Origin of the sequence: Pseudarthrobacter sp. ATCC 49987 (assembly GCF_009928425.1) — a bacterium.
Classification (GTDB): domain Bacteria; phylum Actinomycetota; class Actinomycetes; order Actinomycetales; family Micrococcaceae; genus Arthrobacter.
This window is the reverse complement of the sequence record NZ_JAABNS010000001.1, coordinates 2,046,173-2,071,881: the sequence shown is the minus strand read 5'-3', so window position 1 is coordinate 2,071,881 and position 25,709 is coordinate 2,046,173. Positions and strand designations below refer to the sequence as shown.

23 protein-coding genes, 6 tRNA genes and 1 riboswitch are annotated in these 25,709 nt (G+C 68.4%); of the genes, 10 read left to right on the top strand and 19 right to left on the bottom strand.

Translation table 11 applies throughout. The features are described from left to right. Positions 1-72: 72 nt before the first annotated feature. The 9 genes from GXK59_RS09815 to GXK59_RS09775 all read right to left on the bottom strand — a co-directional run bounded on the left by GXK59_RS09815 (position 73) and on the right by GXK59_RS09775 (position 10,487). Positions 73-2,238, bottom strand: a complete 2,166-nt coding sequence (locus GXK59_RS09815) for a 3-hydroxyacyl-CoA dehydrogenase NAD-binding domain-containing protein (protein ID WP_160666359.1) — start codon at positions 2,236-2,238, stop codon at positions 73-75. Then, positions 2,235-3,512 (bottom strand): thiolase family protein, encoded by a 1,278-nt coding sequence (locus GXK59_RS09810; protein ID WP_160666357.1) that lies wholly within the window; start codon positions 3,510-3,512, stop codon positions 2,235-2,237. Before GXK59_RS09810 ends, GXK59_RS09815 begins: the two co-directional genes overlap by 4 nt. A gap of 151 nt (positions 3,513-3,663) precedes the next feature. Next, positions 3,664-5,022, bottom strand: coding sequence for an HRDC domain-containing protein (locus tag GXK59_RS09805; protein ID WP_160666355.1), 1,359 nt, complete (start codon positions 5,020-5,022; stop codon positions 3,664-3,666). Between the two features lie 98 nt (positions 5,023-5,120). Then, entirely contained in the window at positions 5,121-5,771 is a 651-nt protein-coding gene (locus GXK59_RS09800; protein ID WP_160669084.1) for a DUF3000 domain-containing protein, read from the bottom strand. Between the two features lie 97 nt (positions 5,772-5,868). After that, the gene (locus GXK59_RS09795) at positions 5,869-6,957 is read right to left on the bottom strand and encodes a threonine aldolase family protein (protein ID WP_160669083.1); all 1,089 of its coding nucleotides are present in this window, start codon (positions 6,955-6,957) and stop codon (positions 5,869-5,871) included. A gap of 63 nt (positions 6,958-7,020) precedes the next feature. Beyond that, positions 7,021-7,794, bottom strand: coding sequence for an SDR family oxidoreductase (locus GXK59_RS09790; protein ID WP_160666353.1), 774 nt, complete (start codon positions 7,792-7,794; stop codon positions 7,021-7,023). Beyond that, positions 7,791-9,188: a DUF6421 family protein gene (locus GXK59_RS09785; RefSeq protein ID WP_160666351.1), complete on the bottom strand. Its 1,398-nt coding sequence runs from the start codon at positions 9,186-9,188 to the stop codon at positions 7,791-7,793. The genes GXK59_RS09790 and GXK59_RS09785 overlap by 4 nt, the downstream gene beginning before the upstream one ends. 295 nt (positions 9,189-9,483) lie before the next feature. Then, the gene (gene msrB, locus GXK59_RS09780) at positions 9,484-9,984 is read right to left on the bottom strand and encodes a peptide-methionine (R)-S-oxide reductase MsrB (RefSeq protein WP_160666349.1); all 501 of its coding nucleotides are present in this window, start codon (positions 9,982-9,984) and stop codon (positions 9,484-9,486) included. A gap of 14 nt (positions 9,985-9,998) precedes the next feature. Continuing rightward, positions 9,999-10,487 carry a hypothetical protein gene (locus tag GXK59_RS09775; RefSeq protein ID WP_160666347.1) on the bottom strand — a complete coding sequence of 163 codons (489 nt, stop codon included), beginning with the start codon at positions 10,485-10,487 and terminating at the stop codon, positions 9,999-10,001. Between the two features lie 118 nt (positions 10,488-10,605). Here GXK59_RS09775 and GXK59_RS09770 point away from each other — a divergent pair, with 118 nt between their 5' ends. Beyond that, the gene (locus GXK59_RS09770; protein ID WP_160666345.1) at positions 10,606-11,919 is read left to right on the top strand and encodes an alpha/beta hydrolase family protein; all 1,314 of its coding nucleotides are present in this window, start codon (positions 10,606-10,608) and stop codon (positions 11,917-11,919) included. On the opposite strand, the gene ybaK is transcribed toward GXK59_RS09770, so the two are convergent. From ybaK to GXK59_RS09755, 3 genes are all read right to left on the bottom strand, one after another. Further along, a complete protein-coding gene (ybaK, locus tag GXK59_RS09765; protein WP_160666343.1) occupies positions 11,916-12,413 on the bottom strand; it encodes a Cys-tRNA(Pro) deacylase in 498 nt (165 codons plus the stop codon). The genes GXK59_RS09770 and ybaK overlap by 4 nt on opposite strands. A gap of 33 nt (positions 12,414-12,446) precedes the next feature. After that, entirely contained in the window at positions 12,447-12,905 is a 459-nt protein-coding gene (locus tag GXK59_RS09760; RefSeq protein ID WP_202129104.1) for a SufE family protein, read from the bottom strand. Between the two features lie 61 nt (positions 12,906-12,966). Continuing rightward, positions 12,967-13,884, bottom strand: a complete 918-nt coding sequence (locus tag GXK59_RS09755) for a sulfurtransferase (protein ID WP_160666339.1) — start codon at positions 13,882-13,884, stop codon at positions 12,967-12,969. Positions 13,885-14,114: 230 nt separating this feature from the next. Between GXK59_RS09755 and zapE the strand changes: the two genes are divergently transcribed. Continuing rightward, on the top strand, positions 14,115-15,152 hold the full coding sequence (zapE, locus tag GXK59_RS09750; protein ID WP_160666337.1) for a cell division protein ZapE: 1,038 nt from the start codon (positions 14,115-14,117) through the stop codon (positions 15,150-15,152). Between the two features lie 197 nt (positions 15,153-15,349). On the opposite strand, the gene GXK59_RS09745 is transcribed toward zapE, so the two are convergent. The 6 genes from GXK59_RS09745 to GXK59_RS09720 all read right to left on the bottom strand — a co-directional run bounded on the left by GXK59_RS09745 (position 15,350) and on the right by GXK59_RS09720 (position 16,340). Further along, the gene (locus GXK59_RS09745) at positions 15,350-15,619 is read right to left on the bottom strand and encodes an antitoxin (protein WP_202129103.1); all 270 of its coding nucleotides are present in this window, start codon (positions 15,617-15,619) and stop codon (positions 15,350-15,352) included. Positions 15,620-15,794: 175 nt separating this feature from the next. Further along, positions 15,795-15,869 (bottom strand) — tRNA-Val (locus GXK59_RS09740). A gap of 39 nt (positions 15,870-15,908) precedes the next feature. Beyond that, a tRNA-Gly gene (locus tag GXK59_RS09735) sits at positions 15,909-15,981 on the bottom strand. A gap of 56 nt (positions 15,982-16,037) precedes the next feature. Then, a tRNA-Val gene (locus tag GXK59_RS09730) sits at positions 16,038-16,112 on the bottom strand. Positions 16,113-16,151: 39 nt separating this feature from the next. Then, positions 16,152-16,222 (bottom strand) — tRNA-Cys (locus GXK59_RS09725). 45 nt (positions 16,223-16,267) lie between these two features. Further along, positions 16,268-16,340: transfer RNA gene (locus tag GXK59_RS09720), tRNA-Gly, on the bottom strand. A gap of 316 nt (positions 16,341-16,656) precedes the next feature. Here GXK59_RS09720 and GXK59_RS09715 point away from each other — a divergent pair. Both GXK59_RS09715 and GXK59_RS09710 read left to right on the top strand, forming a co-directional pair. Further along, positions 16,657-16,728, top strand: a tRNA-Val gene (locus GXK59_RS09715). Between the two features lie 87 nt (positions 16,729-16,815). Next, complete coding sequence (locus GXK59_RS09710; protein ID WP_160666335.1) at positions 16,816-17,664, top strand: cytochrome; 849 nt, start codon at positions 16,816-16,818, stop codon at positions 17,662-17,664. 81 nt (positions 17,665-17,745) lie between these two features. On the opposite strand, the gene GXK59_RS09705 is transcribed toward GXK59_RS09710, so the two are convergent. Next, positions 17,746-19,359 (bottom strand): HNH endonuclease, encoded by a 1,614-nt coding sequence (locus GXK59_RS09705; RefSeq protein ID WP_160666333.1) that lies wholly within the window; start codon positions 19,357-19,359, stop codon positions 17,746-17,748. Positions 19,360-19,516: 157 nt separating this feature from the next. Between GXK59_RS09705 and def the strand changes: the two genes are divergently transcribed. From def to GXK59_RS09675, 6 genes are all read left to right on the top strand, one after another. Then, positions 19,517-20,113 (top strand): peptide deformylase, encoded by a 597-nt coding sequence (def, locus tag GXK59_RS09700; RefSeq protein ID WP_160666331.1) that lies wholly within the window; start codon positions 19,517-19,519, stop codon positions 20,111-20,113. Beyond that, positions 20,110-21,030 carry a methionyl-tRNA formyltransferase gene (fmt, locus tag GXK59_RS09695; protein WP_160666329.1) on the top strand — a complete coding sequence of 307 codons (921 nt, stop codon included), beginning with the start codon at positions 20,110-20,112 and terminating at the stop codon, positions 21,028-21,030. Before def ends, fmt begins: the two co-directional genes overlap by 4 nt. Beyond that, a complete protein-coding gene (locus tag GXK59_RS09690; RefSeq protein ID WP_160666327.1) occupies positions 21,027-22,634 on the top strand; it encodes an RsmB/NOP family class I SAM-dependent RNA methyltransferase in 1,608 nt (535 codons plus the stop codon). Before fmt ends, GXK59_RS09690 begins: the two co-directional genes overlap by 4 nt. A 92-nt stretch (positions 22,635-22,726) precedes the next feature. Then, positions 22,727-23,383, top strand: a complete 657-nt coding sequence (gene rpe, locus GXK59_RS09685) for a ribulose-phosphate 3-epimerase (protein WP_160666325.1) — start codon at positions 22,727-22,729, stop codon at positions 23,381-23,383. 115 nt (positions 23,384-23,498) lie between these two features. After that, positions 23,499-23,649, top strand: a riboswitch (FMN riboswitch). Positions 23,650-23,892: 243 nt separating this feature from the next. Beyond that, positions 23,893-25,005: a bifunctional diaminohydroxyphosphoribosylaminopyrimidine deaminase/5-amino-6-(5-phosphoribosylamino)uracil reductase RibD gene (ribD, locus tag GXK59_RS09680; protein ID WP_237393990.1), complete on the top strand. Its 1,113-nt coding sequence runs from the start codon at positions 23,893-23,895 to the stop codon at positions 25,003-25,005. Then, positions 25,005-25,661, top strand: coding sequence for a riboflavin synthase (locus tag GXK59_RS09675; RefSeq protein ID WP_160666321.1), 657 nt, complete (start codon positions 25,005-25,007; stop codon positions 25,659-25,661). The genes ribD and GXK59_RS09675 overlap by 1 nt, the downstream gene beginning before the upstream one ends. The last annotated feature ends 48 nt before the right edge of the window (positions 25,662-25,709 follow it).

Genomic DNA, 25,709 nt, shown 5'->3' with positions numbered 1-25,709 from the left:
GTTGGGAGCTGCGGCGGGCTTCAGGACATCTGTTGCCCGCCGCCGCTGGGGGACGACGGTTAGCCGGGTTGTTCAGGCTGCCGGTTCCGACGCCACGCCGGGCGCCAGGAACTTCCGGCCGTTGACCCGCTCGGAGGCGCCCACCCGGTCCAGGTACGGGGTGATGCCGCCGAGGAACATCGGCCAGCGCGCCCCGAGGATCATGCAGAGGTCGATGTCCTCCGGGCCGGCGACGACGCCCTCGGCCAGCATCAGCCCGATTTCCTCGGCCAGGGCGTCCTGCGTGCGGCGCAGCACCTCCTCGCCGGTGGACGGGGTGTTGCCAAAGGACATCAGCGCGAGCGTCCCGGCCGGGATGAACGGATTGCCGTCCGCGCCCTTCTCCGGAGCCCAGATGGACGTCACCCCGTTGTCGATCAGCTTCTGCAGGTTTTCCGACACCGTGAAGCGCTCCGGGAACGCTGCGTGCAGGGATTCCTGGACGTGCTGCGCGACCGGCAGGCCTACCATGGCCCCGAGGACGAACGGCGTCATCGGCAGGCCCATCGGGCGCAGCGCGTTATCCGCGACCTCCGCGGGGGTGCCTTCGTCGAAGGCGGCCGTCACTTCGCCCATGAGGCGCAGCAGGATGCGGTTCACCACGAACGCCGGGGCGTCCTTGACGAGCACGGCGGACTTCTTGAGCCCCTTGGCGAGCTCGAACGCGGTGGCCAGCACGGCGTCGTCGGTCTTCGGCGCGCGGACGATTTCCAGCAGCGGCATCACCGCGACGGGGTTGAAGAAGTGGAAGCCGATCAGTCGCTCCGGGTGCTCCAGGTCCTCGGCCATGGCGGTGACGGACAGTGAGGAGGTGTTGGTCGCAAGGATGCACTCGGGAGAGACGATCGCCTCGAACTCCTTGAAGACCTGCTTCTTGACGTTGAGCTCCTCGAAGACAGCCTCGATCACGAAGTCGGCGTCGGCGAAGGCGTCCTTGGACACCGATCCCGTGACGAGCGCCCGGGTTCGGTTGGCGGCGTCTGTGCTGATCCGGCCCTTCTGCTGCAGTTTGTCCACCTCGGCGTGGACGTAGCCGACGCCCTTGTCCACCCGGGCCTGGTCGATGTCCGTCATCACGACAGGCACTTTGAGCTGGCGGGCGAAGAGCAGGGCGAGCTGGCTGGCCATCAGGCCGGCTCCCACAACGCCGATCTTCGTCACGGGGCGGGCGAGCTTGCGGTCCGGCGCGCCGGCGGGGCGCTTGGAGCGGCGCTGCACCAGGTCCAGGAACGCATAGACGGTGGAGCGGAACTCGTCCGTCTGCATGAGGTCCGCGAGGGTCTCGCATTCCAGCTCCGCGGACTGGGCCTGCGTCAGCGTCCGGTTGGCTTCCATGACCTCGAGGACCTTGGCCGGCGCCGGGGAGGCGTTGGAGGTCCGGGCCTCCACGAGCGACCGGCCGGCGGCGATGGCGCCGGCCCAGCGGGCGGCAACCTCCGGGGCGGCGGGGTCGACGGCGTTGGCACGTTCCGGGGCCACGGCGCCCGCGATGACCTGCGCGGCCCAGGCGACGGACTGCTCCACGAAGTCCGCGGGCTCGAACATGGCGTCCGCGACGCCGAGGCTGAAGGCCTGCGGGCCGGTGAGGGTTCGGTTGTTGCTGAGCGGGTTCTCGATCATCACCTTGACGGCGTTTTCCGGGCCGATCAGGCGCGGCAGGATGTAGACGCCGCCCCAGCCCGGGATGAGGCCGATGAAGGCCTCCGGGAGGGCCAGCGCCCCGGCGCCGGTGGACACGGTGCGGTAGGTGGACTGCAGGGCAATCTCCAGCCCGCCGCCAAGGGCCACGCCGTTGATGAAGGCAAAGCTGGGGACACCCAGGTTGGCCAGGGTGCTGTAGACGTCGTGGCCGAGCTGGGCCATCCAGAGACCGTGTTCGCGGCCGCTGATGGACTTGACGGTGGACAGGTCTGCTCCGGCGACCAGGAAGTAGGGCTTGCCGGTGACGCCCACGCCCACGATCTCGCCGCGGGCGGCGCGCTCCTTGAGTCCTTCCAGGACGGTGCCGAGCTCGATCAGGGTGTTGGGACCCAGGGTGGTGGGCTTGGAGTGGTCCAGGCCGTTATCCAGCGTGACCAGGGCGAACGTGCCGGGGCTCGTGCCGTTGACGGCGGGGAGCTCGATGTCCTGGACGTAGGAGTGGGTGACCGATTCGTTCGGAAACAGTTCGGCAAGTTTGCGGAAATCGGCGGCGCTCATGCTGCGGCTCCAGTCTCGGTGGTGGTGTAATCGGTGCCGTAGCCGGCGTGGTGCGGGTTTTCCCAGATGACGGTGGCGCCCATGCCGAGGCCGATGCACATGGTGGTCATGCCGAAGCGGACCGTAGGGTCCTCCTCGAACTGGCGGGCCAGCTGGTTCATCAGCCGGACGCCGGAGGACGCAAGGGGATGCCCGACGGCGATCGCCCCGCCATAGCGGTTGACCCGGGAGTCGTCGTCGGCGATGCCGAAGTGGTCCAGGAAGCTGAGCACCTGGACGGCGAAGGCCTCGTTGATTTCGAACAGGCCGATGTCCCCGATGCCGAGACCGGCATTCCTGAGGGCCTTTTCGGTGGCCGGGACCGGGCCGATGCCCATGACCTCGGGCTCAACGCCGGCGAAGGCGTAACTGACCAGGCGCATCTTGACCGGCAGGCCCAGTTCCTCGGCGGCCTCGGCGGAGGCCAGCAGGGCGGCGGTGGCGCCGTCGTTGAGGCCGGCGGCGTTGCCGGCAGTGACCCGGCCGTGCGCGCGGAACGGGGTCTTGAGCGAGGCAAGGTCCTCCACGGAGGTCCCCGGGCGCGGCGGCTCGTCCACCGTGTTCACGGTCCAGCCCTGGCCCGGCTTCATCGTCGCGACGGGGACCAGGTCCGGCTGGATCTGCCCCTTGCCGTAGGCCGCCGCCAGCTTGTCCTGGGAGGCGACGGCGTAGGCGTCAGTGCGGTCCTTGGTGATCGCGGGGAAGCGGTCGTGCAGGTTCTCGGCCGTGTTTCCCATGTTGAGGGCTGCCGGGTCCACGATCCGTTCGGACATAAATCGCGGGTTGGGATCCGCGCCGGCGCCCATCGGGTGGTTGCCCATGTGTTCCACGCCGCCGGCGATCACGACGTCGTAGGCGCCGAAGCCGATGCCGCTCGCAGTCGTGGTCACGGCGGTCATGGCGCCTGCGCACATCCGGTCGATCGCGAATCCCGGGACGGTCCGCGGCAGTCCGGCGAGCAGGGCCGCGGTGCGGCCGATCGTCAGTCCCTGGTCGCCGGTCTGCGTCGTCGCCGCGATGGCCACTTCGTCGATCCGTTCGGCCGGCAGGGACGGGTTCCGGCGCATCAGTTCGCGGATGCACTTGACCACGAGGTCGTCGGCCCGCGTGCCGGTGTAGATGCCCTTCTCGCCGGCGCGGCCGAACGGGGTGCGGACGCCGTCGACGAAGACGACCTCGCGAATGGTCCTGTTTCTTCCAACGCTGTGTGTTCCGCTGCTCGGGTGCTGGCTCACGTGCTACTCCTCATCGGGACCTGGGTGCCGGATACGCAGCCCGGGCGCAAAAGCCAAGGGCAACAGTGATCCAGGCGACATCACACAACATGTTACTCGTCAGTAACATAGCTGGCAAGGAGTGCGGCGGCGGAAGTCCGGGCGGGCTGGCCTAGGGTGCCGCGTCCGGGGCCGCTTTGGCTTCCTTGACCGGGAGCGGCTGCGGATTCCGGAAGGCCTCGGCAATGAGCGGAGTGACAAGTTCAATCTGCCACTGGCGGGCGCCAAGGTTCGCCAGTTCCTCGGCGATGCCTTCCTCGCTGGTCTCCACCGGCGGACGCCAGGCGACGCGGCGGAGGTAGTCCGGCGTCAGCAGGTTCTCCACCGGCATGTTCAGTTCCTCGGCCTTGACCTGCAACAGCGGCCGGGCGGTGGCGAGCCTGGCGGCTGCTTCCGGGTCCCGGTCGGCCCACACCCGCGGGGGCGGGGGAGCGTTGGTCGGCAGGTGTAGGGGAGGGAGGTCCTCGAGGGTCCGGGCCGTGCTGATGCAGCGCAGCCACCGCGGTGCCTCGCGCTGGGCCGCGCGGCCGTGGAAGCCCTTGGTTCCCAGCAGCTGCGGCACGGTGGTGGGCATGGCCTTGGCGGCCGCGACGAGGGCCGAGTCGGGGATCAACCGGCCGGGAGCGACGTCGCGCTTCTGGGCCAGCGAGTCGCGCTCAAGCCACAGTTCGCGGACCGCGGCCAGCTGGCGCCGGTCGCGGACCTGGTGCAGTCCGGACGTCTTGCGCCACGGGTCGACACGCGGCGGCGCTTGTCCGGCCTCCAGGATGGCGGCGAATTCCTGTTCGGCGAAGTCCAGCTTCCCGTCGGCGACGAGCAGTTCGATGAGTTCCTCGCGCAGTTCCGTGAGGACCTCGACGTCGAGGGCGGCGTAGCGCAGCCAGGGCTCCGGCAGCGGGCGGGTGGACCAGTCGGCCGCGGAGTGTTCCTTCGCGAGGCCAAAGCCCAGGAGCTGTTCGATCACGGCGGCGAGGCCCACGCGGGGGAGCCCGGCGAGGCGGGCGGCGAGTTCGGTGTCAAAGAGTTTGTCCGGCCACATGCCGAGTTCGGACAGGCAGGGCAGGTCCTGGCTGGCGGCGTGCAGGATCCATTCGACACCGCGCAGGGCGTCGTTGATGATGCCCAGGTCCCCGAAGGGTTCCGGATCGATCAGCCAGGTGCCGGAGCCCTCACGGCGGATCTGGACCAGGAACGCGCGCTGGCCGTAGCGGAAACCGGAGGCGCGTTCGGCGTCCACCCCCGCGGGGCCGTGGCCTGTGGCGAGGGCCGCGGCGCAGCGTTCCAGGCCGGACCGGGTTTCAATGACGAGCGGCACACCGTCGCGGGGGGCATCGAGGTCGATCACCTCGGGAACCAGGCTGTCGAAGCCGTCCACCGCGATGTGGGCTGTGGTGTCAGCGGCCTCTGTCTTATTTTGAGCTGTGTTGGTGGCCGCGCCCGCGGCGGTGATTTCCGGAATATGAGGGGTCATGATGACTTCAGTTTAGCGACAACACAGTGCTGCGGGCCGCGCATCCGCCAAAACGGAGCGGTGTGCCCACCTGTCGCGATCCCAAACCAGCTCCCATTTCAGGCCTGTCCGCGGCGCCGGCGCGGCAGCGGCGTGACGCCTTCGGGCAGTGGGGGAAGGCCCGCGAAGGTGCAGACCATGTCGGACCACGCCTCGAGGTGCGAGGAGATGTCAGGGCTGGCCGGAGTCCAGGATGCCCGGAGTTCAATGTCGATCGAATTGGGCCGGTCCGCAAGGGTTCCGAAGCTTTCGGACAGCACCCGCGTCGCGGTCCCGCCGGCTGAGCGGTACGGCGCGGCGTGGGTTTCCAGTGCCTCGACGAGCCAAGCCCAGGCGACGGAGCCGAGCATTTCGTCGTTGCCCATTTCCGGTTCCAGCTGGGCGCGGATGTAGGTGACGATCCGGAATTCGCCTTCCCAGACCGCGGAGCCGTTGGGATCGTGCAGCAGGATGAAGCGGCCGGTGGCGAGTTCGACGTCATCGCTCCCGGAGGCACGTGCCAGGGCCGCGGCCGCAGGGCCGTGCACGGCCCCCGAGGGCACCGGTTCGCCGGGGGCGAGAACGTCCGCGCCGAGCGCGACGGCGAACGGCGCCAGCCGCGCGGGCGCCGGGATCTCCTCCAGGCGCAGTTCACTCCGGGTTCGTGCCTGCCGAAGGGTTCCCAGGGCAAAGACAAAATCTGCCGGAACCTGATCGAGTGCGTTCACAATGGAAGATTATGCAAGGGGCGCTCCCAAGCCCGGCAGGCTCGCCGCCGCTGCCCGGTCCGGGTTTCGGCGGGCGACGGAGGCGGACCTGCCGGCTGGATCAGCCGGCAGCGAGTTCGCGCTTGATGGCAGCGATGAAGGAATCAACGTCGTCCTCGGTGGTGTCGAAGGAACACATCCAGCGGACCTCGCGGGCTGCCTCGTTCCAGTCGTAGAAACGGAAGGACCTGCGCAGCCGGTCCGCCACTCCTGCCGGCAGGATCGCGAACACGCCGTTGGACTCCGTCTTCTGGCTCAGCTCGACGCCGGGGATGGACTCGACGCCGGCACGAAGCCGGGTGGCCATGGCGTTGGCGTGCGAGGCGGAGCGCAGCCACAGGTCACCCTCGAGCAGTGCGATGAACTGCGCGGACATGAACCGCATCTTGGAGGCCAGTTGCATGTTCATCTTGCGCAGGTAGATCAGGCCCTGGGCAGCGGCGGGGTTCAGCGCGATGACCACCTCGCCGAAGAGCAGGCCGTTCTTGGTGCCGCCGAAGGAGAGGATGTCCACGCCGGCGTCGCGGGTGAAGGCCCGCAGCGGCACGTTCAGGTGGGCCGCGGCATTGGCCAGCCGGGCGCCGTCCATGTGCAGCTTCATGCCCTTGGAGTGGACATGCTCAGCGATTCTCCGCACTTCGTCCGGCGTGTAGCAGGTGCCGAGTTCGGTGGTCTGCGTGATGGACACGGCCAGCGGCTGCGCGCGGTGCTCGTCGCCCCAGCCCCAGGCTTCCTTGTCGATCAGCTCGGGGGTGAGTTTGCCGTCCTCCGTGGGGACCTGGAGCAGCTTGATGCCGCCGATACGTTCCGGGGCGCCGTTCTCGTCCATGTTGATGTGCGCGGTGGATGCGCAAATGACGGCGCCCCAGCGCGGGAGCAGGGACTGCAGCGACAGCACGTTCGCGCCGGTGCCGTTGAAGACCGGGAAGCACTCGATGCCTTCGCCGAAGTGCTCCTCCATCAGCTGCTGCAGCCGGGCGGTGTAGTCGTCCTCGCCGTAGGAGACCTGATGGCCCTCGTTGGCAGCGGCCAGGGCGGCCAGGACCTCGGGATGGACGCCCGAGTAGTTGTCCGAGGCAAAGCCGCGGACAGAGGGATCGTGGAGCCGCACCGCAGTGCTGGCAGGGGCAGTTTCAACTGTGCTTGTCATCGATTTGCTCACGCTTTCAGTCTAGGGAGGTCCGGGCCCCGGGGCTAAGTCCAGGGCTGCGGGTCAGGGTCTGGGACCGGCGCCCAGGAGCAGCCGCTGGCCGTTCAGGTCCGCCGCGGGGGAGGTGAAGAGCCCGACGGTGGCAGCGGCCAGGTCCTCGACGTCGGTGAAGCCCGGGAAGGTGCGTTCCGGGGACCTCGCCCGCATGCCCGCGTCCACGAGGGCCTTCACCACAAAGATCACCGCGGCGCTGCGGTGTTCCACGGGGACGGCGTCACTGCCGGGGCCGGCGGCCCCCGATTGCCCGCGGTGGAAGCCGTCGGCGACGGCCAGGGTCCAGGCTTCGGCGGCGGCTTTGGCGGCCACATAGCTGGCGCCGCCCGCCGTCGGCTTGCTCACGGCTGTGGAGGAGACCATGGCGAAGCGCCCGGCGTCGGAGGCCGCGAGGTCGTCGTAGAAGACCCGTGTGACGTTCCGCAGCGTGGTGATGGCGCCGCGTTCCAGGAACTCCCAGTCCTCATCGCTCTGGTCGGTGATGCCTTTGGCGCCGCGCCAGCCGCCGACCAGGTGGATGACCCCGTCGATGGCCCCGCCGGTTCCGGCCAGCGCCGCCCGCACGGCGGCGTGCAGATTCCGGACCTCCGCGAGGTCCGCGAGGTCGCACACCAGCGGCGTGATGCCGCTGCCGGCTTCCGCGGCGGCCGCCTCAATCCGGGGCCGGTCCGAGCCGACGGTGAAGACGGTGTGCCCGGCGTTGTGCAGGGCGCGGGCGGCGGCGATCCCCGAAGGGCCGCTGCCGCCCGTGACCAGCACGTTCAGGGAGCGGGCGGCGTTCATCCGGCGTTCATGGGACTGATGGCTGTCCCGGTATCAGACGTTCCCGTGATGCCGGCCGTGGATTCGATGACGGGGCGCATTTTCTTCTCGAGGGCCTCGTAGAACATGGACAACGGGAACTCGTCGTCGAGCACCTGGTCGGTGAGGCCGCGCGGCGGGCCGGCCAGCGGCAGCGCATCCGGTCCCTTGGCCCACACGGAGGCCGGGTTGGGCGTGACGGTGCCGGAGATCAGCTCGTACGCGGCAAGCCAGTGTGCCATCTTGGGACGGTCGATCGAGCGCCAGTACAGTTCCTCGATCCTGGCGCCGAGTTCAACCACGACGTCGGCAACCTGGTCCCAGTCGATGCTGAGTTTGCTGTCGGTCCAGTGCAGGACGTGGTGCTGGTGCATCCATGCAAAGAGCAGCTGGCCGCCGAGGCCGTCGTAGTTGCGGACGCGGCTGCCGGTGATGGCGAAGCGGAAGATCCGGTCGAAGATGACGGCGTACTGGACCAGCTTGGCGTGCCGGCGTGCCTCGGGATCGGCGTCCTCGTCCTTTTCGATCTTCACGGATTCGCGGAAGGCGGTCAGGTCGCAGCGCAGTTCCTCGAGGGAGTAAAGGAAGAACGGCATGCGCTGCTTGATCATAAACGGGTCGAAGGGCAGGTCGCCGCGCATGTGGGTGCGGTCGTGGATGAGGTCCCACATCACGAAGGTTTCCTGGGTCAGCTCCTGGTCCTCCAGCAACGCGGCCGCGTCTTCGGGCAGGTGCAGCGAGGTGATGTCCGCGGCGGCGCGGAGCACCCGGCGGAAGCGGGCCGCCTCACGGTCGGCGAAGATGGCGCCCCACGTGAAGGTGGGGGTTTCGCGGACGGCGACGGTCTCCGGGAACAGCACCGCGGAGTTGGTGTTGTAGCCCGGGGTGAAGTCGAGGAAACGGATCGGGACGAAGAGCTTGTTGGAGTATTCGCCTTCCTCGAGGCCGGCGACGAACTCGGGCCAGATGACCTCGATCAGCACGGCCTCGACGAGGCGGTTGCTGCTGCCGTTCTGCGTGTACATCGGGAACACGACGAGGTGCTTGCGGCCGTTCACCCGTTGCCGCTGCGGCTGGAATGCTTGCAGGGAGTCCAGGAAGTCGGGCACACCGAAGCCGCCGTCGGCCCAGCGGCCGAAGTCGGTTACAAGGAGGGCGAGGTAGTCGGCGTCGTGCGGAAAGGACGGTGCCAGGGCCTGGATGGCCGCAGCGATCGTGCGGACATGCCCGGCGGCTGCCTCGTGGTTGGCGGCCTCCGGAACGGACCCGTCCTGGGCCTGGAGTGCCTGCAAAGCGGTGGCGGCAGCCTTGAGCTGCAGCCACTCCGGGGAGTCGGCCGAGATCGGGGCAGTGGTGGTGATAGCGGTGGTAGTCATCGTCAGCAGGCGCCTTTCTATTTGCTGGGAGCGTCGCTCGTCAGTAGCTAAGACGAGCGTAGCAAGCAAAACAGAATCCCTAACGCAAAATTGGCTTGAGCATAAGAAAGTCTGGGGCAAGTCGGCCGCCCTGCCCGGGCCAGCTCCAGCGGCGGCGGGGCTGGCCCCCCAGTTGCCCGCGGCGCCGGAGGGACCGCCGGGTGCGCGGCGTTCCGGGAACGGCAGAGGACCCCCGGTCTGCACCGCTGTTGCGGCGCCTGGCGGGGGTCCTCTGCGTAGCTGGGTCGGGCTCGGGCTACTGGCCGGCGTCGTCCGCGGATACCAGCTTGAGGGAGACGGAATTGATGCAGAAGCGCTGGTCAGTCGGGGTTCCGTAGCCTTCACCCTCGAACACATGGCCGAGGTGTGAATCACAGTGGGCGCAGCGGACCTCGACGCGTTCCATGCCAAGCGTCCGGTCGTGGATGTATCTCACCGTGCCGTCCGCCAGCGGGGCCCAGAACGAGGGCCAGCCGCAGTGCGAATCGAACTTCTCCTGGCTGGTGAAGAGCTCCGTGCCGCAGGCACGGCACTGGTAGACGCCTGCGGTGTGAGTGTCCCAGTACTCGCCGGTGTAGGGACGCTCGGTCCCGGCCTGGCGGAGCACACGGTACTCCTCCGGCGTCAGTTCCTGGCGCCACTGCTCGTCGGATTTTTCAACGGGCGGGTTGACGCTCCCGGCACCGGACCCGGCCGCGCTTGCGGCCGCAGGGGCGGTGACGGGCGAGACTTTTGGCCTGTTACTAAAGATGCTCATAGCCTCAATAACGCTCAGGAGTCCCCGATAAATCCCGATCCGGCGTAAAGATGCAGGACCGGGAGCCCGAGTTTGTCCTGCGCCTTGGTGGCCCAGTCGGTGTGGAAGGTGTCCGCGACGGCGTGCGGGCGGGTGATCACCACAGCCTGCCCGGCGCCGAGTTCCTTGACCCGGGCGACCATTCCGTCGACGGCCCTGCCCTCGACGATTTCGCCGGTCACGCCGCTGCCAAGCCCGGCCAGGGCCGCGAGCGAGACGGACAGGGTTTCGGCGGCTTCGGCGCGTTCCTCCGCGGGATCGGAGTGTGCCGTCAGTTCACGGAAGGCCTTGGAGATTTCCAGCAAGGAGAGGTTCTCCAGGAAATCCACCAGCAGGTGCCGCTCGGTGCTGGCCGGAACCAGGACCACCAGGGGTACATCACCTCCGGCAAGCAGGGTTTCGATGTTGACGCGGTCGTCCGCGCCGAGGGGCTCTTCTGTCAAAATGACGATTGGATCACTCATGCCCCCAGCCTAGTCGCGCGCCGGCACACCCGCACGGTTTGGGTCCCCGTGCGCTTCCCGGATGCCGTGCTGAACCACGGATGCCACGGTGGGCGGGGAGTTCGGTAAGAATGGTGCCATGGCTTCCTCCCCCCGCCTCCTGCCGGACCCGCGCCGGATCTCCACCGCCCGTGGACAGGCCGCCCTTGCCGCGGCTGCTCCCGCGGCCGAAGTTTCGGTCAAGGGCGGCGCCAAATGGGCGCTCGGCGGCATCATTGGCGGCAGTGCTGCGGCCGGCCTGCTGGCTGCCGGTTCCTCTGCCCTGGCCCTGTATTTCGCGCGCCGCGTGATTACTCCCGCCCGGGTCAAGGAGGAGGACCAGGAAGTCCTCGCCGTCATCCGGGGCGGGCACGGGCTGGAGGTCATCCTGGCCGCCACACCGGAGGCCACGGTCGAGGGCGTCTATGGATTGTTCTTCGACGGCGGCCGGGGACACGCCCGGATCGGCCGGATCGTGTCGTATTCGCCGGCGGAGCGCACCGTGCAGCGGGAGGTCGAGGCCGTCTACAGCGGCGACCTCAGCACGGCGCGCCGGGGCTACTGGAGCGGCGCCGCCTACCCGGACCCGGCCAGCATCGGCCTGCCCGCGGAAGACGTGGACATCGACGTCGACGGCGGGACCGCTCCAGCGTGGCTGGTCCGGGCCCCGCAGGAGTCGGGCATCTGGGCCATCATGGTGCACGGCAGGGGAGCGAGCCGGCAGGAATGCCTCCGGGCGGTCCGGACCTCCCTGGAACTGGGCATGTCCAGCCTGCTGATCTCCTACCGCAATGACGGCATGGCCCCCTCGGCACAGGACGGGCGTTACGGCCTGGGCTCCACCGAGTGGCTCGACGTCGAGGCGGCCATCGGCTTTGCCCTGGAACACGGCGCCCGCGAAGTGGTGCTTCTTGGCTGGTCCATGGGCGGGGCCATCTGCCTCCAGACCGCGGACTTGTCCCGCTACCACCCCCTGATCCGGGCCATGGTGCTGGACGCCCCGGTCATCAACTGGGTGAACGTGCTGGCACACCACGCCGAACTCAACCGGATCCCCTCCGCGGTGGGCCGGTACGGGCAGCTGATGATGAGCCACAAGCTGGGGCGCCGGCTGACCGGCCTCGCCGCGCCGGTGGACCTGAAAGCGATGGACTGGGTTTCCCGCGCGGTGGAGCTGCGGACGCCGACGCTGATCATCCACAGCGTGGACGACGAATATGTCCCCTACGGCCCGTCCGCTGCCCTGGCCGAGAAGAACCCGGAGATGGTCACCTTCGAGACCTTCGGCCGCGCCCGGCACACCAAGGAATGGAACGTGGATCCAGAGCGCTGGGAGCGGCTGGTCACGGCCTGGCTGGGGCAGCAGCTCGCGCCCCGCCCGAACCCGGGCCAGCCGAATCCGGAGCCCGTCTAGTTCCTGCCGGTGCCGATCCGTGCCGTGCGGGCGTCGGTGAGCCGGATCAGTTCGGCCGGGCTCAGCTCGAGGTCCAGGCCGCGCCGCCCGCCCGACACCAGAATCGTGTCCAGGCCCAGTGCGCTGTCATCCACAACCGTGGGGGAGGGCTGGCGCTGCCCGAGCGGTGAGATGCCACCAAGCACATAGCCGGTGCGGCGCTGTGCCACCGCCGGGTCCGCCATCGCCGCCTTTTTGCCCCCCAGCGCCGCCGCCATCGCCTTGAGGTCCAGGTTGCCGCTCACCGGCACGACGCCGACGGCAAGCCGGCCGTCGACGTCGACCATCAGGGTTTTGAACACCCGGGCCGGATCGATGCCGAGCACCTCCGCAGCTTCCAGCCCGTAGCTGGCGGCCGCCGGGTCATGGCTGTAGGGGTGCGCGACGAAGGGAACCCCGGCGGCCGCCAGTGCTGCGGTGGCCGGGGTTCCCTGTGACGCCTGCTTGCGTGCCATTCTGTTCCGATACTCGGGGTGTCCGGGCGCCTGTCAGGGCTGCTGGGGGAGGGCGGCAACCTTGCGTTTGATCCGGCCCAGCATGGCGGTCATCCCGCGCATCCGGAGCGGGGTGATGGCCCGGGTGAGGCCCAGCAGCTCCGGCATGTCGTCCGGGACGGCCAGGATTTCGGCCGGGCTCAGACCGTCGAGGCCCTCGTGCAGCACGCCCGCGAAGCCGCGGGTGGTGGGGGCTTCGGGGGGTGCCTTGAAGAAGAGCCGGACGGTGTCGGCCGTGCCGCCGTCGGACTGTTCCGTTTCAATGGTCAGGAACAGCGGTGACTGGCACTCCACCACCTGCTCCATCAGTTCAGGGTGGTCCTTGAGCCGGTCCGGGAGCTCCGGGAGCTCCCGGGAGAACTCAAGCAGCAGCTGGAGCCGTTCGGGCTCGGTGACGGCCTGGAAGTCATCAACAATTTCCGCCAGTGCGGTGGGGAGGGCAGGAGTATTCATCTCTTCCAGCTTACGCACGCGCGCCGCTTGTGTCCCGATCGGCGTCCGCTGACGCGCTGGCCTACCTGGCGGCCGGTACCGTGCCGCGGTCGGCACCCTTGACGATCGGGACGCGGACGGCGTTGCCCCATTCGGTCCAGGATCCGTCGTAGTTGCGGACCGAGTCGAAGCCCAACAGATACTTGAGCGCGAACCAGGTGTGGCTGGAACGTTCGCCGATGCGGCAGTACGCGACGACGTCGTCGCCCTCCTTGAGGCCGGCCTCGCCGAGGTACAGCGCCTCGAGTTCGGGGCGGGTCCGGTAGGTGCCGTCCTCGGCAGCCGCCCGGGCCCAGGGGATGGAGGCCGCGGTGGGGATGTGCCCGCCGCGCAGGGCGCCTTCCTCGGGGTAGGCGGGCATGTGGGTGCGCTGGCCGGTGTACTCCTCGGTGGAGCGGACGTCGATCAGCGGCTTGCCGAAGTGGGCCAGGACGTCTTCTTTGAAGGCGCGGATCGGGGCGTCGTTACGTTCGACGACGGGGTACTCGCCGGGGGTGATGGCGGGCTTGTCCGTGGTGATGGCACGGCCCTCGGCGATCCACTTGTCCCGGCCGCCGTCGAGCAGCCGGACGTCCTCGTGGCCGAAGAGTTCAAAGACCCACAGGGCGTACGTTGCCCACCAATTGGACTTGTCGCCGTAGATGACCACGGTGCTGTCGCGGGAGATTCCCTTGGCCGCGGCGAGGGCGGCGAACGCTGCGCCGTCGACGTAGTCGCGGGTGACCTCGTCATTCAGGTCGGTGTGCCAGTCGACCTTCACTGCGCCCGGGATGTGGCCGACCTCGTAGAGCAGCACGTCCTCGTCGGATTCCACCACCACGAGCTTGCCGTCGGTGAGGGCGCCGGAGTCGATCGCGGCGGCCAGCCATTCGGTGGACACGAGGCGCTCGGGGTGGGCGTACGCGGCGAACTTCTCGTTCTGCTCAACGGGGTAGGGCATGGGGATGGCCTTTCACTGAAACGGTCAGGAGGCCGGGCCATGGAAGGATCGAACGCGGCGCCGGGCCTCCTTCAACACTAGCCACGACCGGGCGGGATTGCCCCTCCCGGTTCGCACTCGGAAATATGGCCTTCGTCACGTGCTGTCCGCCCCTGGCCCGTGTGCCGCCAGAGGGCCGACGCTTTGCCGGTATTCTTTCTGGGGACAAGAGACCAGCAGAACGGACCACCTTGGTACAGATCGAACAGCTCGCCGCCCGCACCCCGGCAGTTTCAGTGGATGAACTCCTGAACGGGTTTTATCCGTCGCCGCGCTTTGGCGAGGTTTCGTTTTCCAGCTACCGGCCGGATCCGGCCCAGCCCAGCCAGGCCGCCGCGGTCAGGGCGCTGGAAGGTTTTGCGGCCAACGTCGGCGCACGCGATGGCGACGGGCTCTTCAAGCGCCTCTTCGGCAAGAAGGACATGTCCCGCGCAGGGATCTATCTCGACGGCGGCTTCGGCGTCGGCAAAACCCACCTGCTCGCCTCGCTCTGGCACGCCGCGCCCGGTCCGAAGGCGTTCGGCACCTTCGTCGAATACACCAACCTGGTCGGGGCTCTCTCCTTCCGCAAGACCGTCGAGGCCCTGAGCCACTACAAGCTGGTCTGCATTGACGAATTCGAGCTCGATGATCCGGGCGACACCGTGCTGATGTCCCGGCTCATGCGCGAACTGGCCGACGCCGGCGTCAAGCTTGCGGCCACCTCCAACACCCTGCCGGGTTCCCTGGGCGACGGCCGCTTTGCCGCCGTCGACTTCGCCCGGGAGATCCAGGTGCTGGCGGACCAGTTCGACGTCGTACGGATCGACGGCGAGGACTTCCGCCACCGCGGTCTGCCCGCCGCGCCGCAGCCGCTGCCGAACGATCAGTTGACCCACCACATGCAGAATGAGTTCCACGGCAAGACGGTGGCGCGCGATGAGTTCAGCACGCTGATCAACCACCTGGCCGGCGTCCACCCGAGCCGCTACCGGCAGTTGCTGGACGGGATAGAGGGCGTGGTCTGGAAGAACGTCCACACCATCACGGAGCAGGCAGTGGCGCTGCGCTTCGTGGTGCTCGCGGACCGGCTGTACGACAAGGATGTGCCCATCCTGGCCAGCGGCGTGCCGTTCGACCAGCTCTTCACCGAGGAAATGATGACCGGCGGATACACGAAAAAGTACTTCCGGGCTGTTTCGAGGCTCACCGCGCTGGCCCGCGAGGGCCAGAACCACGAACCCTCCTAGCGGTCCCGCACCAACCACAGCAACGCGGGGTCACCTACAGCCCATCCGGATGCACCGGACGGGCCGCAAGGGACCCCGCGTTTCTTCGTTAAAAACCCTCAAGCGAGGCGGCGCCAAGGGAGCGTTGGTGCCCTTAAATGCCGGAGGTGCCGGCGCCGCCTCTCGGCGGGACCGGCACCTCGCTGACGTATCTGGGGTCAGAGGCCTGGCTGGCGGGGTTCCCCGGCTGCGGGGGGTTCACCGGCTACGGGAGCCTGATCGGCGGCCGGGGCCGTGTTCGGCTGGTCGTTCGCCTTGTCCACGAAGTCGGAAGCGCCCCGCTGCACGGCATCAATCTTGTCGGCGTGCTTTCCGCCGGTCTTTGAGTCGACGAAATCGCCGGCCTTTTCGATGCCGTCCTTGATGGCTTGTTCGTTGCCACCAATAATGTGCTGAGCCTTGCCCTTTAGATCGTCAAGTAAACCCACGGGCACCTCCCTTCGGTCGCGGAGCCAGATCGCTCCTTGCGTTTTCTACCCTAGCGGGAGGCCGCGGGGGTGCCAAGGGTGTCCGCCCACAGAGTAAAGACTGGAGGACCAGGTGCACAGGGTAGAAGGACCTGCAGTGCACGAAAAAAGAGCAGCCCCGGGGGAGCTGCTCTTGTGGTGGGCGATACTGGGATCGAACCAGTGACCTCTTCCGTGTCAGGGAAGCGCGCTACCGCTGCGCCAATCGCCCGCAACCCGGAAGGATCCGGAGTGGAGTTGTAATGAAGAGAGCGGACGACGAGATTCGAACTCGCGACATCCACCTTGGCAAGGTGGTGCTCTACCAGCTGAGCTACGTCCGCATTTTATTCCATGCCGGCTGGGCCGGTGGTACTGCATCAAGCAAGTTGCCTTGCTTTGGTGGGCGATACTGGGATCGAACCAGTGACCTCTTCCGTGTCAGGGAAGCGCGCTACCGCTGCGCCAATCGCCCCTTGCATCCGATCTAAACCGGAAACCAGGGTTTTCACCGAGGTGGGTACGGGATTCGAACCCGTGTATACGGCTTTGCAGGCCGCTGCCTCGCCTCTCGGCCAACCCACCGTGTAGATAGGATTCCGAAGAACCTTACCGTGACAGTGTCCTGCGAGCGGACGACGAGATTCGAACTCGCGACATCCACCTTGGCAAGGTGGTGCTCTACCAGCTGAGCTACGTCCGCATTTTAGTCTGCAATTCCCTGCCGCAATCGGCATTTCCTCGCGTTCCAACGAGTAAGAACTCTATAGGAGGTTCAGGGAACTTACAAATCGGGACGACGACGGCGGACGCCGGGACCGCTGCATCCTTGTGTTCCAGGGGTTTTTACTAATTACAGCCATGTAATTAGGCGCCGTTTTCACAACGCCGCCCCGGCGGCCCCGTGCGCGGCCGGACTTCGGCGGGGCCGCCGCGGACGACGTATTGAGGGTCTCGAGCGCATCCAGGCCGGCCGATTTCTGAATTCCGCCGGGGTGGGCTAGCATTCAATGGCATTGGGGCGATTGGCGCAGTGGTAGCGCGCTTCGTTCACACCGAAGAGGTCACTGGTTCGAACCCAGTATCGCCCACCCAATGAATGGTCCGTTCCGCTCACACAGCGGGGCGGACCTTTCTTGTTGATGCCCACTGTCACACCCCCGTGAAAGAGTCTTGCCATGACCGCCCCACTTCTTGCCCACGCCACGGATTACGGCCGGATGTATGCACGCTCCACCTCGGAGCAGTTCTCCGTGCCCTCTATCACCACCGTTATTGGCCAGCAGCCCCACGGCCTGGACGGCTGGTTCGGGTACATGGGCGCCAACAGCCTCGCCCAGGACCCCACCCTGCCAGGCATCCTCGGCAGTCCGGCCAAGATGCGCCAGGCGGTGAGCCGTGCTGCCAAGGCGGCGGAGACCTACCGCGACGACGCTGCGAAGCGCGGGGACCGGGTGCACAACTACTGCGAGCAGGTGGCCCTGCGGGCTCTGGGCCGTCCGCACCAGATGAAGGAAACCCGCGAGGCCCTCGCCGCCAATGGTGAAGAAGGCTTTGCGGCACGGTTCGACGAGTGGTGGGAACTCTTCCAGGTGGAGCCGATCGCCCCGGAAATCACGGTCTGGAACAAGACCGTCGGCTACGCCGGCACCCTGGACCTCGTCGCCAGGATCAACGGCCGGACCTGCCTCATCGACTACAAGACCAAGGGCACCAGCCGTGATGGCACCGTCAAACCGCTGGATGACAAGGTGGTCATGCAGCTCGTGGCCGGCATGAAGGCGGAGGAAAGCCTGGTGGATCCGGTGGCAGGGGAGTGGGAAGCCTGGCAGCACGGCGAATCCCCGATCCTGCTGGCGGTCGCGATCGGGCAGACGGAAGTCCGTCCGCTGCGTGCCAACCCCGAGGTCCTGAAGCACCACTGGTGGAAGTTCTGCGCGCTGCGCCGCGTCTGGGAGATGTCCGCCGACACCACGGCAGCCGGAACGGCCCTGCTCCCGCTCCTCCCGCCGCCACTCACGCGGTAGCCCCAACACTGGCCGGGATCAGCGACGCACCTCTCGCCTGTCATGCGGGTCCCCGCACGCTTGCGACTTTTCGGCCCAAAGTCAGCCGGGGGTGTCGAGGTTGGCGGGGCGGAAGTAGTGGTTGCGTCGGGGTTTTTGGCGGGGGTCAAGGTGTGGTGGCGGGATGAACCACGGGATGCCGGTATGGACCTGGATGGTCCAGTGTTCCTTGTGGATCACGTGGTGATGGTGTGAACAGAGCAGCACACCGTTGTCCGTGCCCGTTGTTCCGCCGCGGGACCAGTAGGTGATGTGGTGGGCTTCGCACCAGGGCGCGGGGATGGTGCAGCCGGGAAACGCGCAGCCGCCGTCCCGGGCGCTGAGGGCTTTGCGGATGTGGGGCGGGAAGACCCGGGTGGCCCGGCCGATGTCCAGGACCTGGCCTGCGCTGCCGAGGAGGACCGGGATGATGTCCGCGTCGCAGGCGATCTTCCGGACCGTCGAGGCCGTGACGGGGCCGGTGAACAGCAGCGACCCGGTCTGCGCCGTGACCTGCCCGCGGTGGAAGGAATCTCCGGAACCCCATTCCCGGGCGCCGTCGTGAGCGTCGCGGCTTCCGCCGGGCGTGTTGAGCCGGGCGAGGAGGGCGCGGTAGTCGATGGTGACCATGACCTGCGGGCGCAGCCCTCCCGTAACGGGCAGGGTCCCGGCGGCGAGGGCTGCTTTGCAGGCACCGATGAGGCCGTCGAGGAGTTTCTGCGGCCGCGAGCGCAGGTCCAGCGGGACGTCCACGCCCGCCTCGGAACCGTCCGCTGCGGAATCGGGGCTGGCGGCAGCGTCCACCCCGGCGTCCGGGGCTGGCGTGCGGGGGTTGGTGGCGGTGTTCATAACGGTCAGGAGGTGTTCGAACTGTTCGGCGGTCGCGAAGATCTCCAGGTGCTGCAGCCCGTGCCGGGGCTTGCGGAGGAACGCGCCCTGGAGCTGGCGCAGGAGCTCTTCGGAGGGCTCGGCCCCGTCCTGGTCGATCGCGTCGGTCCAGCTCCGGGCCACCCGGGCCAGGAAGTCCGGGTCGTTCTCCGCGGCGGTGCGGGTCAGGGCGTGCTCCATCCTTGCGGCGGTCTCGGTGTCGCAGACGTGCCGGACACGGTCCAGGGCGAGGCTGACGATGGTCGCGGACCGGGACCCGACCGCGCCGGAGGCAACGGCGGCCCCCAGCTCCCCGTGCACGGCAGGCAACTCTTCTCCGGTGAATCCCCGGCGGGGCAGCAGGCCTTCAGCGAGGGACAACCGGCGCCGGGCCTCCGCGGAGCCGATCCGCAGCCGCGCCCGCAGGAACTCCGGAGTGTTCCGGTACCCGTCATCAACAGCACCAGCAGGCTCATCCGCAGCGGCCGGGTCGTCAGTGCCGCCGGGGTTCTCCCGCCAGCCCGTGGTCCACGAGGTGCCCGCCTTCGGGCCGGCGGCCGTGGCCTGCTTCCGGGTCCGGTCCACGGCGCCGGCCGCGACGAGCTGCAGATACTCCGCGATCCGCGAGAACTCCTCCACCGTGCCGGCGAAATCCGAGGCCTCCCGGAATCCCCAGAGTGCGGCGTCCCCGGCCGCCGTCAAAGCCACCTCCCGGAGCGCGGCCAGAGCATCATCCACACCAGACCGCCCGGCCGGCGCAACGCCCCGGTCTGTGTCCTGGAAAGCAATGAAATCCCTGACGGTTTCCATAAACCCACACTAGTGACCGGCTACGACATTAAACGCACGGCCGGACTCCCTCCGCCCCGGCCCCGGCACGGGAATCCGAAACCGTCCGGCCCCGGGTCCGGTGTGCAACTAAACTGGACTGGATCCCGTCGCCGCCCACTGTAAGGACCGATTGCACATGGCCATTTTGAATATCCGCATCATCGGGGATCCTGTGCTGCGCACAGTTGCCGATCCCGTGACGGAATTCGGGCCTGAGCTGGCGAAGCTCGTTGCCGACATGACCGAAACCATGGAGGACGTGGACGGGGCAGGCCTGGCCGCACCCCAGGTCGGCGTCAGCCAGCGCGTCTTCACGTACAGGATCGGCGGCATCGAGGGACACATCATCAACCCTGTGCTGGAGAACAGCGAGGACTTCCAGCCCGACGAAGTCGAGGGCTGCCTCTCCATCCCCGGCCTCGGCTTCCCGGTCCGCCGGCACCGGCGCACCCGCGTCACCGGCGTCGACCTGCACGGCAACCCCGTAGAGGTAGAGGGCGAGGGCATGCTGGCGCGGGCCTTCCAGCACGAGACCGACCACCTCGACGGCATCCTTTTCACCGACCGGCTGGAAGGCGACGACCGGAAGACCGCGCTGCGCGCCATCCGGAACGCCAATTACGGCTCCATTACCGAGCAGACGACGGCGAAGCGCGCCCGGACGGTCGGCACCAGTTTCGGTTCCGGCAGCGCAGGTTCGGGAAGCTTCGGCTCCTTCGGTAACTCCCAGTGAGGGTTCTCTTCGCAGGAACGCCGGCTGTAGCAGTGCCGTCGCTCGACGCGCTCGTGGCGGCAGGATTCGACGTCGTCGCCGTCCTTACCCGACCGGACGCGCCGCTCGGACGCAAACGAGTGCTGACACCGTCGCCCGTTGCTGCCCGCGCCGAGGAACTGGGCATCAACGTCATCCACGCCTCCAAGGTGGATGCCTCGGTGACAGAGCAGATCGCGGCCGCCGCCCCCGACGTCGCCGCAATCGTGGCGTACGGCGGGCTCATTCCCCGGCCGGCCCTGGACGTTCCCCGCCATGGCTGGATCAACCTGCACTTCTCGCTGCTGCCGGCCTGGCGCGGCGCGGCGCCCGTGCAACGGTCCCTGATCGCCGGCGACGACGTCACCGGGGCTGTCACCTTCCTGCTCGAGGAGGGACTGGACACCGGCCCGGTGTTCGGCACCCTGACCGAGGCCGTCCGGCCCGATGACACCGCCGGTGCCCTGCTCGAGCGGCTGTCGCACAGCGGCGCCCTCCTCCTGACCCAGACCCTGTCCGCGGTCGACGCCGGCCGGGCCGCCGCCGTACCGCAGCAGGGCGATGTCAGCATTGCCCCCAAACTCACCCTCGAGGACGGCCGGCTCGACTGGCAGCAGCCCGCCCTGGCAATTGGGCGGCGGGCCCGCGGGGTCACCCCCGAGCCCGGCGCCTGGACCACCCTTGACGGCCAGCGGATCAAGCTGGAACCGGTGATCCTGCGGCCCGGGGGACCGGCGCTGCCCCCCGGTCACGTGGCACTGGAGGGCAAGAGCGTGCTGGCGGGAACCGGCTCACACCCGGTCGAACTCACCCGGATCCAGCCTTCGGGCAAAAAAATGATGACCGCCGCCGACTGGGCGCGCGGACAGGCAACACTTGAAAGCGTGGTATTCGAATGAGTGAGTCCGGGACGAGCGGCCGGGGCAACGGCCCCCAGCGCGGCGGATCAGGCGGCCAGCGCGGCGCCGGACAGGGCGGCAGCCAGAGTGGCCGCGGCCGGGACGGAAGCAACCGGAACGCGCAGGGCCGGGAGCGCAACCGCGGGCCGCAGCGCGGTTTCACCGAGAACGCGCCTTCCCAGCGCACCCGTCGGGCCGACCCTGCCCGTCTCGTTGCTTTCGAAGTCCTGCGCGCCGTCGCGGCCGAGGACGCGTACGCCAACCTCGTCCTGCCCGCCCGGATCCGCCACCACGGCCTGGACAAGCGCGACGCCGGCTTCGCCACGGAGCTCAGCTACGGGGCACTGCGCGGCCAGGGCACCTACGACGCGATCCTGGCCCGCTGCGTGGACCGGCCCCTGGACCAGCTCGACCCGGCCATCCTCGACGCGCTGAGAATCGGCGCCCACCAGTTACTGGCCATGCGCGTCCCCGCCCACGCCGCCCTGGACCAGACCGTCGGCCTGGCCCGGGCCGTGATTGGCGCCGGGCCGTCCACGCTCATCAACGCCGTGCTGCGCAAGGTGTCCGCCCGCACCCTCGAGGAGTGGCTGGAACTCCTGCTCAGCGACGAGACCGACGAAACCAAAAAAGCCGCCATCCGCTACGCCCACCCTGAGTGGATTGTCCGAGCCCTCCGGCAGTCCCTCGTGGCCCACGGGCGTCCGGTCAGCGAAATCAGTGACCTCCTCGAAGCGGACAACGCCGCACCCGTGGTCAACCTCGTGGCCCTGCCCGGGCTTGGCAGCCTGGACGAGGCCCTGGAAGGCGGTGCCACGCCCGGCGAACTCGTCGAAGGCTCGGCACTCTCCAGCGGCGGTGACCTCGGCCGGCTCGCTTCCGTCCGCGAAGGCACCACCCGCGTCCAGGACGTCGGCTCCCAGCTCGTCGCCCGTGCCCTGGCCGCCGTCGACCTTGGCGGCGGCACTAAGGTGACTGGCGGCGTCAGCGGCAAGGAACAGGCAGCCGAACGCTGGCTGGATATGTGCGCCGGCCCCGGCGGCAAGGCGGCCCTGCTCGGAGCCCTCGCCCGGGAACACGGCGCCACCCTGCTGGCCAACGAACCAGCACCGCACCGCGCCAAACTTGTCCGGCAGGCCCTCGCCGCGGTGCCGCACGAGGTCTGGCATGTGCGGACCGGCGACGGCCGCGAGGTGGGCACCGAGATGCCGGAGAGTTTCGACCGGGTTCTCGTCGATGCGCCGTGCACCGGGCTCGGCGCCCTGCGCCGCCGTCCGGAGTCACGCTGGCGCCGCACCCCCAAGGACCTCACGGACCTCGGCCCGCTCCAGCGCGAGTTGCTCAAGTCCGCGCTGGCAGCCGTCAAGCCCGGCGGCGTGGTGGCCTACGTGACCTGCTCGCCGCACCCGGCGGAGACAACCGCCGTCGTGAGCGATGTGCTGCGCAAGCGCGACGACCTTGAGCTGCTCGACGCCGGTGCGGTGCTGGACAGTGTCAGCCTCACCGGCCACCTCGACGCGGGACACGAACTCACCGCCCAGCTCTGGCCGCATGTTCACCGCACAGACGCCATGTTCCTGGCGCTCATCCACAAAAAGGCCTGACCAGCAGGGAATACTGGGTCACTGGACGCCCGAGCCTCCAAGAAGACTGTGCCTTCAACAGGACATCTCAGCAGAACGACAAGGAATTCCACATGGCCAAGTGCTGTATCAACCCGAGCATTCTCTCCGCCGACTTCGCCAACCTCGAAGCCGAACTGCAAAGAATCAGCACCGCCGATGCGGTCCACGTCGACGTCATGGACAACCACTTCGTCCCCAACCTCTCGCTGGGGCTGCCGGTCGTCGCACGGCTGCAGGAGATCAGCCCGGTGCCGTTGGACGCCCACCTGATGATCGAGCACGCGGACCGGTGGGCGCCGGCCTACGCCGAGGCGGGTTTGGCCTCCGTGACGTTCCACGCCGAGGCATCGATCGCGCCGATCAAGCTCGCGCGCGAGCTGCGCGCACTCGGGGCCAAAGCGGGGCTGGCGCTGCGGCCGGGCAGCGGCGTGGAACCCTTCCTGGACATGCTCGGCGAGATCGACATGTTGCTGATCATGACGGTGGAGCCGGGCTTCGGCGGCCAGGAATTCCTCGACCTCACGCTTCCCAAGATCCGCCGGGCCCGCGCCGCTATCGACGCCTCCGGGCTGGACGTGGCACTGCAGGTCGACGGCGGCATCACCGAGGACACCATCTGGCGTGCCGCCGACGCCGGGGCCAACGTCTTCGTGGCCGGGTCCGCCGTCTACGGTGCGGAGGATCCGGCCGAGGCCATCGAACGGCTTCGCGCGGCCGGCCAGCGCTAGTCGCGCTGGAGGGCCGGGCGGCCGGCACGGCAGGGCGAAAATGACGCACTCCGTAACATCCAGCCCCCGGGAATAGCCAAAGCTACCCGGCGGTTGTGCCAGAATAGCAAGACACATACGTGCTCCGGGGTCGGTGTAAGTCCGAACCGGCGGTTATAGTCCGCGACCCGCGCGCCGGCGCTTCCCTCGGGAAGAATGCCGGCAGACGGTTGAACCGGTGGAACTCCGGTACCGACAGTTAAAGTCTGGATGAGAGAAGCACGTACAGCTGTTACTGCGGCGCCCTTACGGCGCCGCGGAAGTTCGCTGTCGTATACCCCCGGAGCCATCGCGGCTTTTGAGGGAAGGAACGACACACACATGAACTCTCTGCGATGGCTCTTCACCACCACCACGGTCTTCGAAAGCCCGGTGGCAGGTTGATGAGCCTCAGACACTCCCCCCACGCGACGGCAGATGACGCCGCAGCCCTGACAGCGGCCGGTTTCAGCACAGCCGAGGTCGCCGCCATGGACTCCGCCCTCGCAGCAGCCCTGCAGGGGCCGCGCGGCGCGAACCCGCTGGTTGGCGCCGTCGTCATCGACGCTCACGGCACCCCGATCATCACGGGCTTCCACCGCGGAGCCGGCACCGCCCACGCGGAAGCCGACGCCATTGACCAGGCCAGGGCCGCCGGCCAGGACCTCAACGGCACCACCATGGTGGTCACGCTGGAACCGTGCAACCACTGTGGACGCACGGGTCCCTGCGCGCAGGCGATCATCGAGGCCGGCATTGCGGACGTCGTCTACGCGGTTGACGATCCGCACGATCCGCACGATCCGGCGGCCGGCGGCGCGGCCACCCTGCGCGCCGCAGGAGTCCGCGTCCGGTCCGGACTCGGCGCCGAAGCCGCGCTGGACCTGAACCGGCGCTGGTTCGACGCCGTTGCGGACTCGCGGCCTTTCGTCACCCTGCATATCGCCCAGACCCTCGACAGCCGAATCGCAGCCAGCGACGGCACCAGCCAATGGATCTCCAGCCCCGAATCGCTCGCCGACAACCACGCCCTGCGCGGTCGGATCGACGCCATCCTCGTCGGCACCCAGACCGTCCTGGTCGACAATCCGCGCCTCACGGCCCGCGGTGCCGACGGCGAACCGGCCGCCCGCCAGCCGTTGCGCGTCGTGATGGGCTACCGGGGGATCCCCGAAGGCGCCGCGATCAACGGCGACGACGGCAAAGTCCTCCACCTGCCCACGCGTGATCCGCGGGAAGCGCTGGAGGAGCTGTTCTCTGCCGGAGTCCGCCACCTCATGGTCGAAGGCGGCTCCCGGATCCTGAGCGCGTTCCTCGCCGCCGGGCTGGTGGACGAACTCATCGTCTACCTCGCCCCGACCCTGCTTGGGTCCGGAACCCCGGCACTGGAGGACCTCGGCATCACCACCCTGGCCGATGCCCAGCAGTGGGAATGGGATGCCGCGTCCGGCGGGGCGGTCCAGCTGCTCGGCCGGGACCTGCGGCTGCATCTGCGCCCCACCCTGACACACCCCGCCCTGACACGCCCGCCGGCCGCCAGCAACACTTCAGCCGATTCAACCCCGCTCCGCACAGCCGCGGAAACCGCCGCAGGAGGCAATTGATGTTTACCGGAATTATCGCCGAGCAGGGAAAGGTGTTGTCCGTTGAACGCAACGGCGACATCAGCGCCACCGTCCGGCTCCACGCGCCCGGCAGCACCGAGGGACTGGCCCTCGGCGGCTCCATCGCCGTCAACGGCGTCTGCCTCACAGCCACCGAGATCGACGGCAAGGACTTCAGCGTCGACGTGATGGGCGAGACCCTCACCCGCAGCACCATCGGCGAACTCGCCGCCGGGGACCCTGTCAACCTGGAACGCTGTGTTCCGGCCGGCGGCCGGCTTGACGGGCACGTCGTCCAGGGCCACGTCGACGGCGTCGGGCAGCTGCTCGAGCGTGAGGCGCTGGGCAACTGGGACCGGCTCCGCTTCGGCATTCCCGCCGGGCTGGCACGCTACATCGCGGAGAAGGGGTCCATCGCCGTCGACGGCGTATCGCTGACCGTGACCGCCGTGAGCCCGGCCCCTGAACCGGCGCCATGGTTCGAAGTGGGGCTGATCCCCACCACACTGGCCGACACCGGACTGGGCGCGAAAGCCCTTGGCAGCCACGTAAACCTCGAAGTGGACGTCCTCGCGAAGTACACTGAGCGCCTGCTCGCATTTTCAGGTGCGGCAGCCGGGGGAGCAGCAGTAGGCGCGGAGGGGGCAACAGCGTGAACAACGTCAAGGACATCCCTGCCCGTCAGCCCCTCCTCACCAACTCCG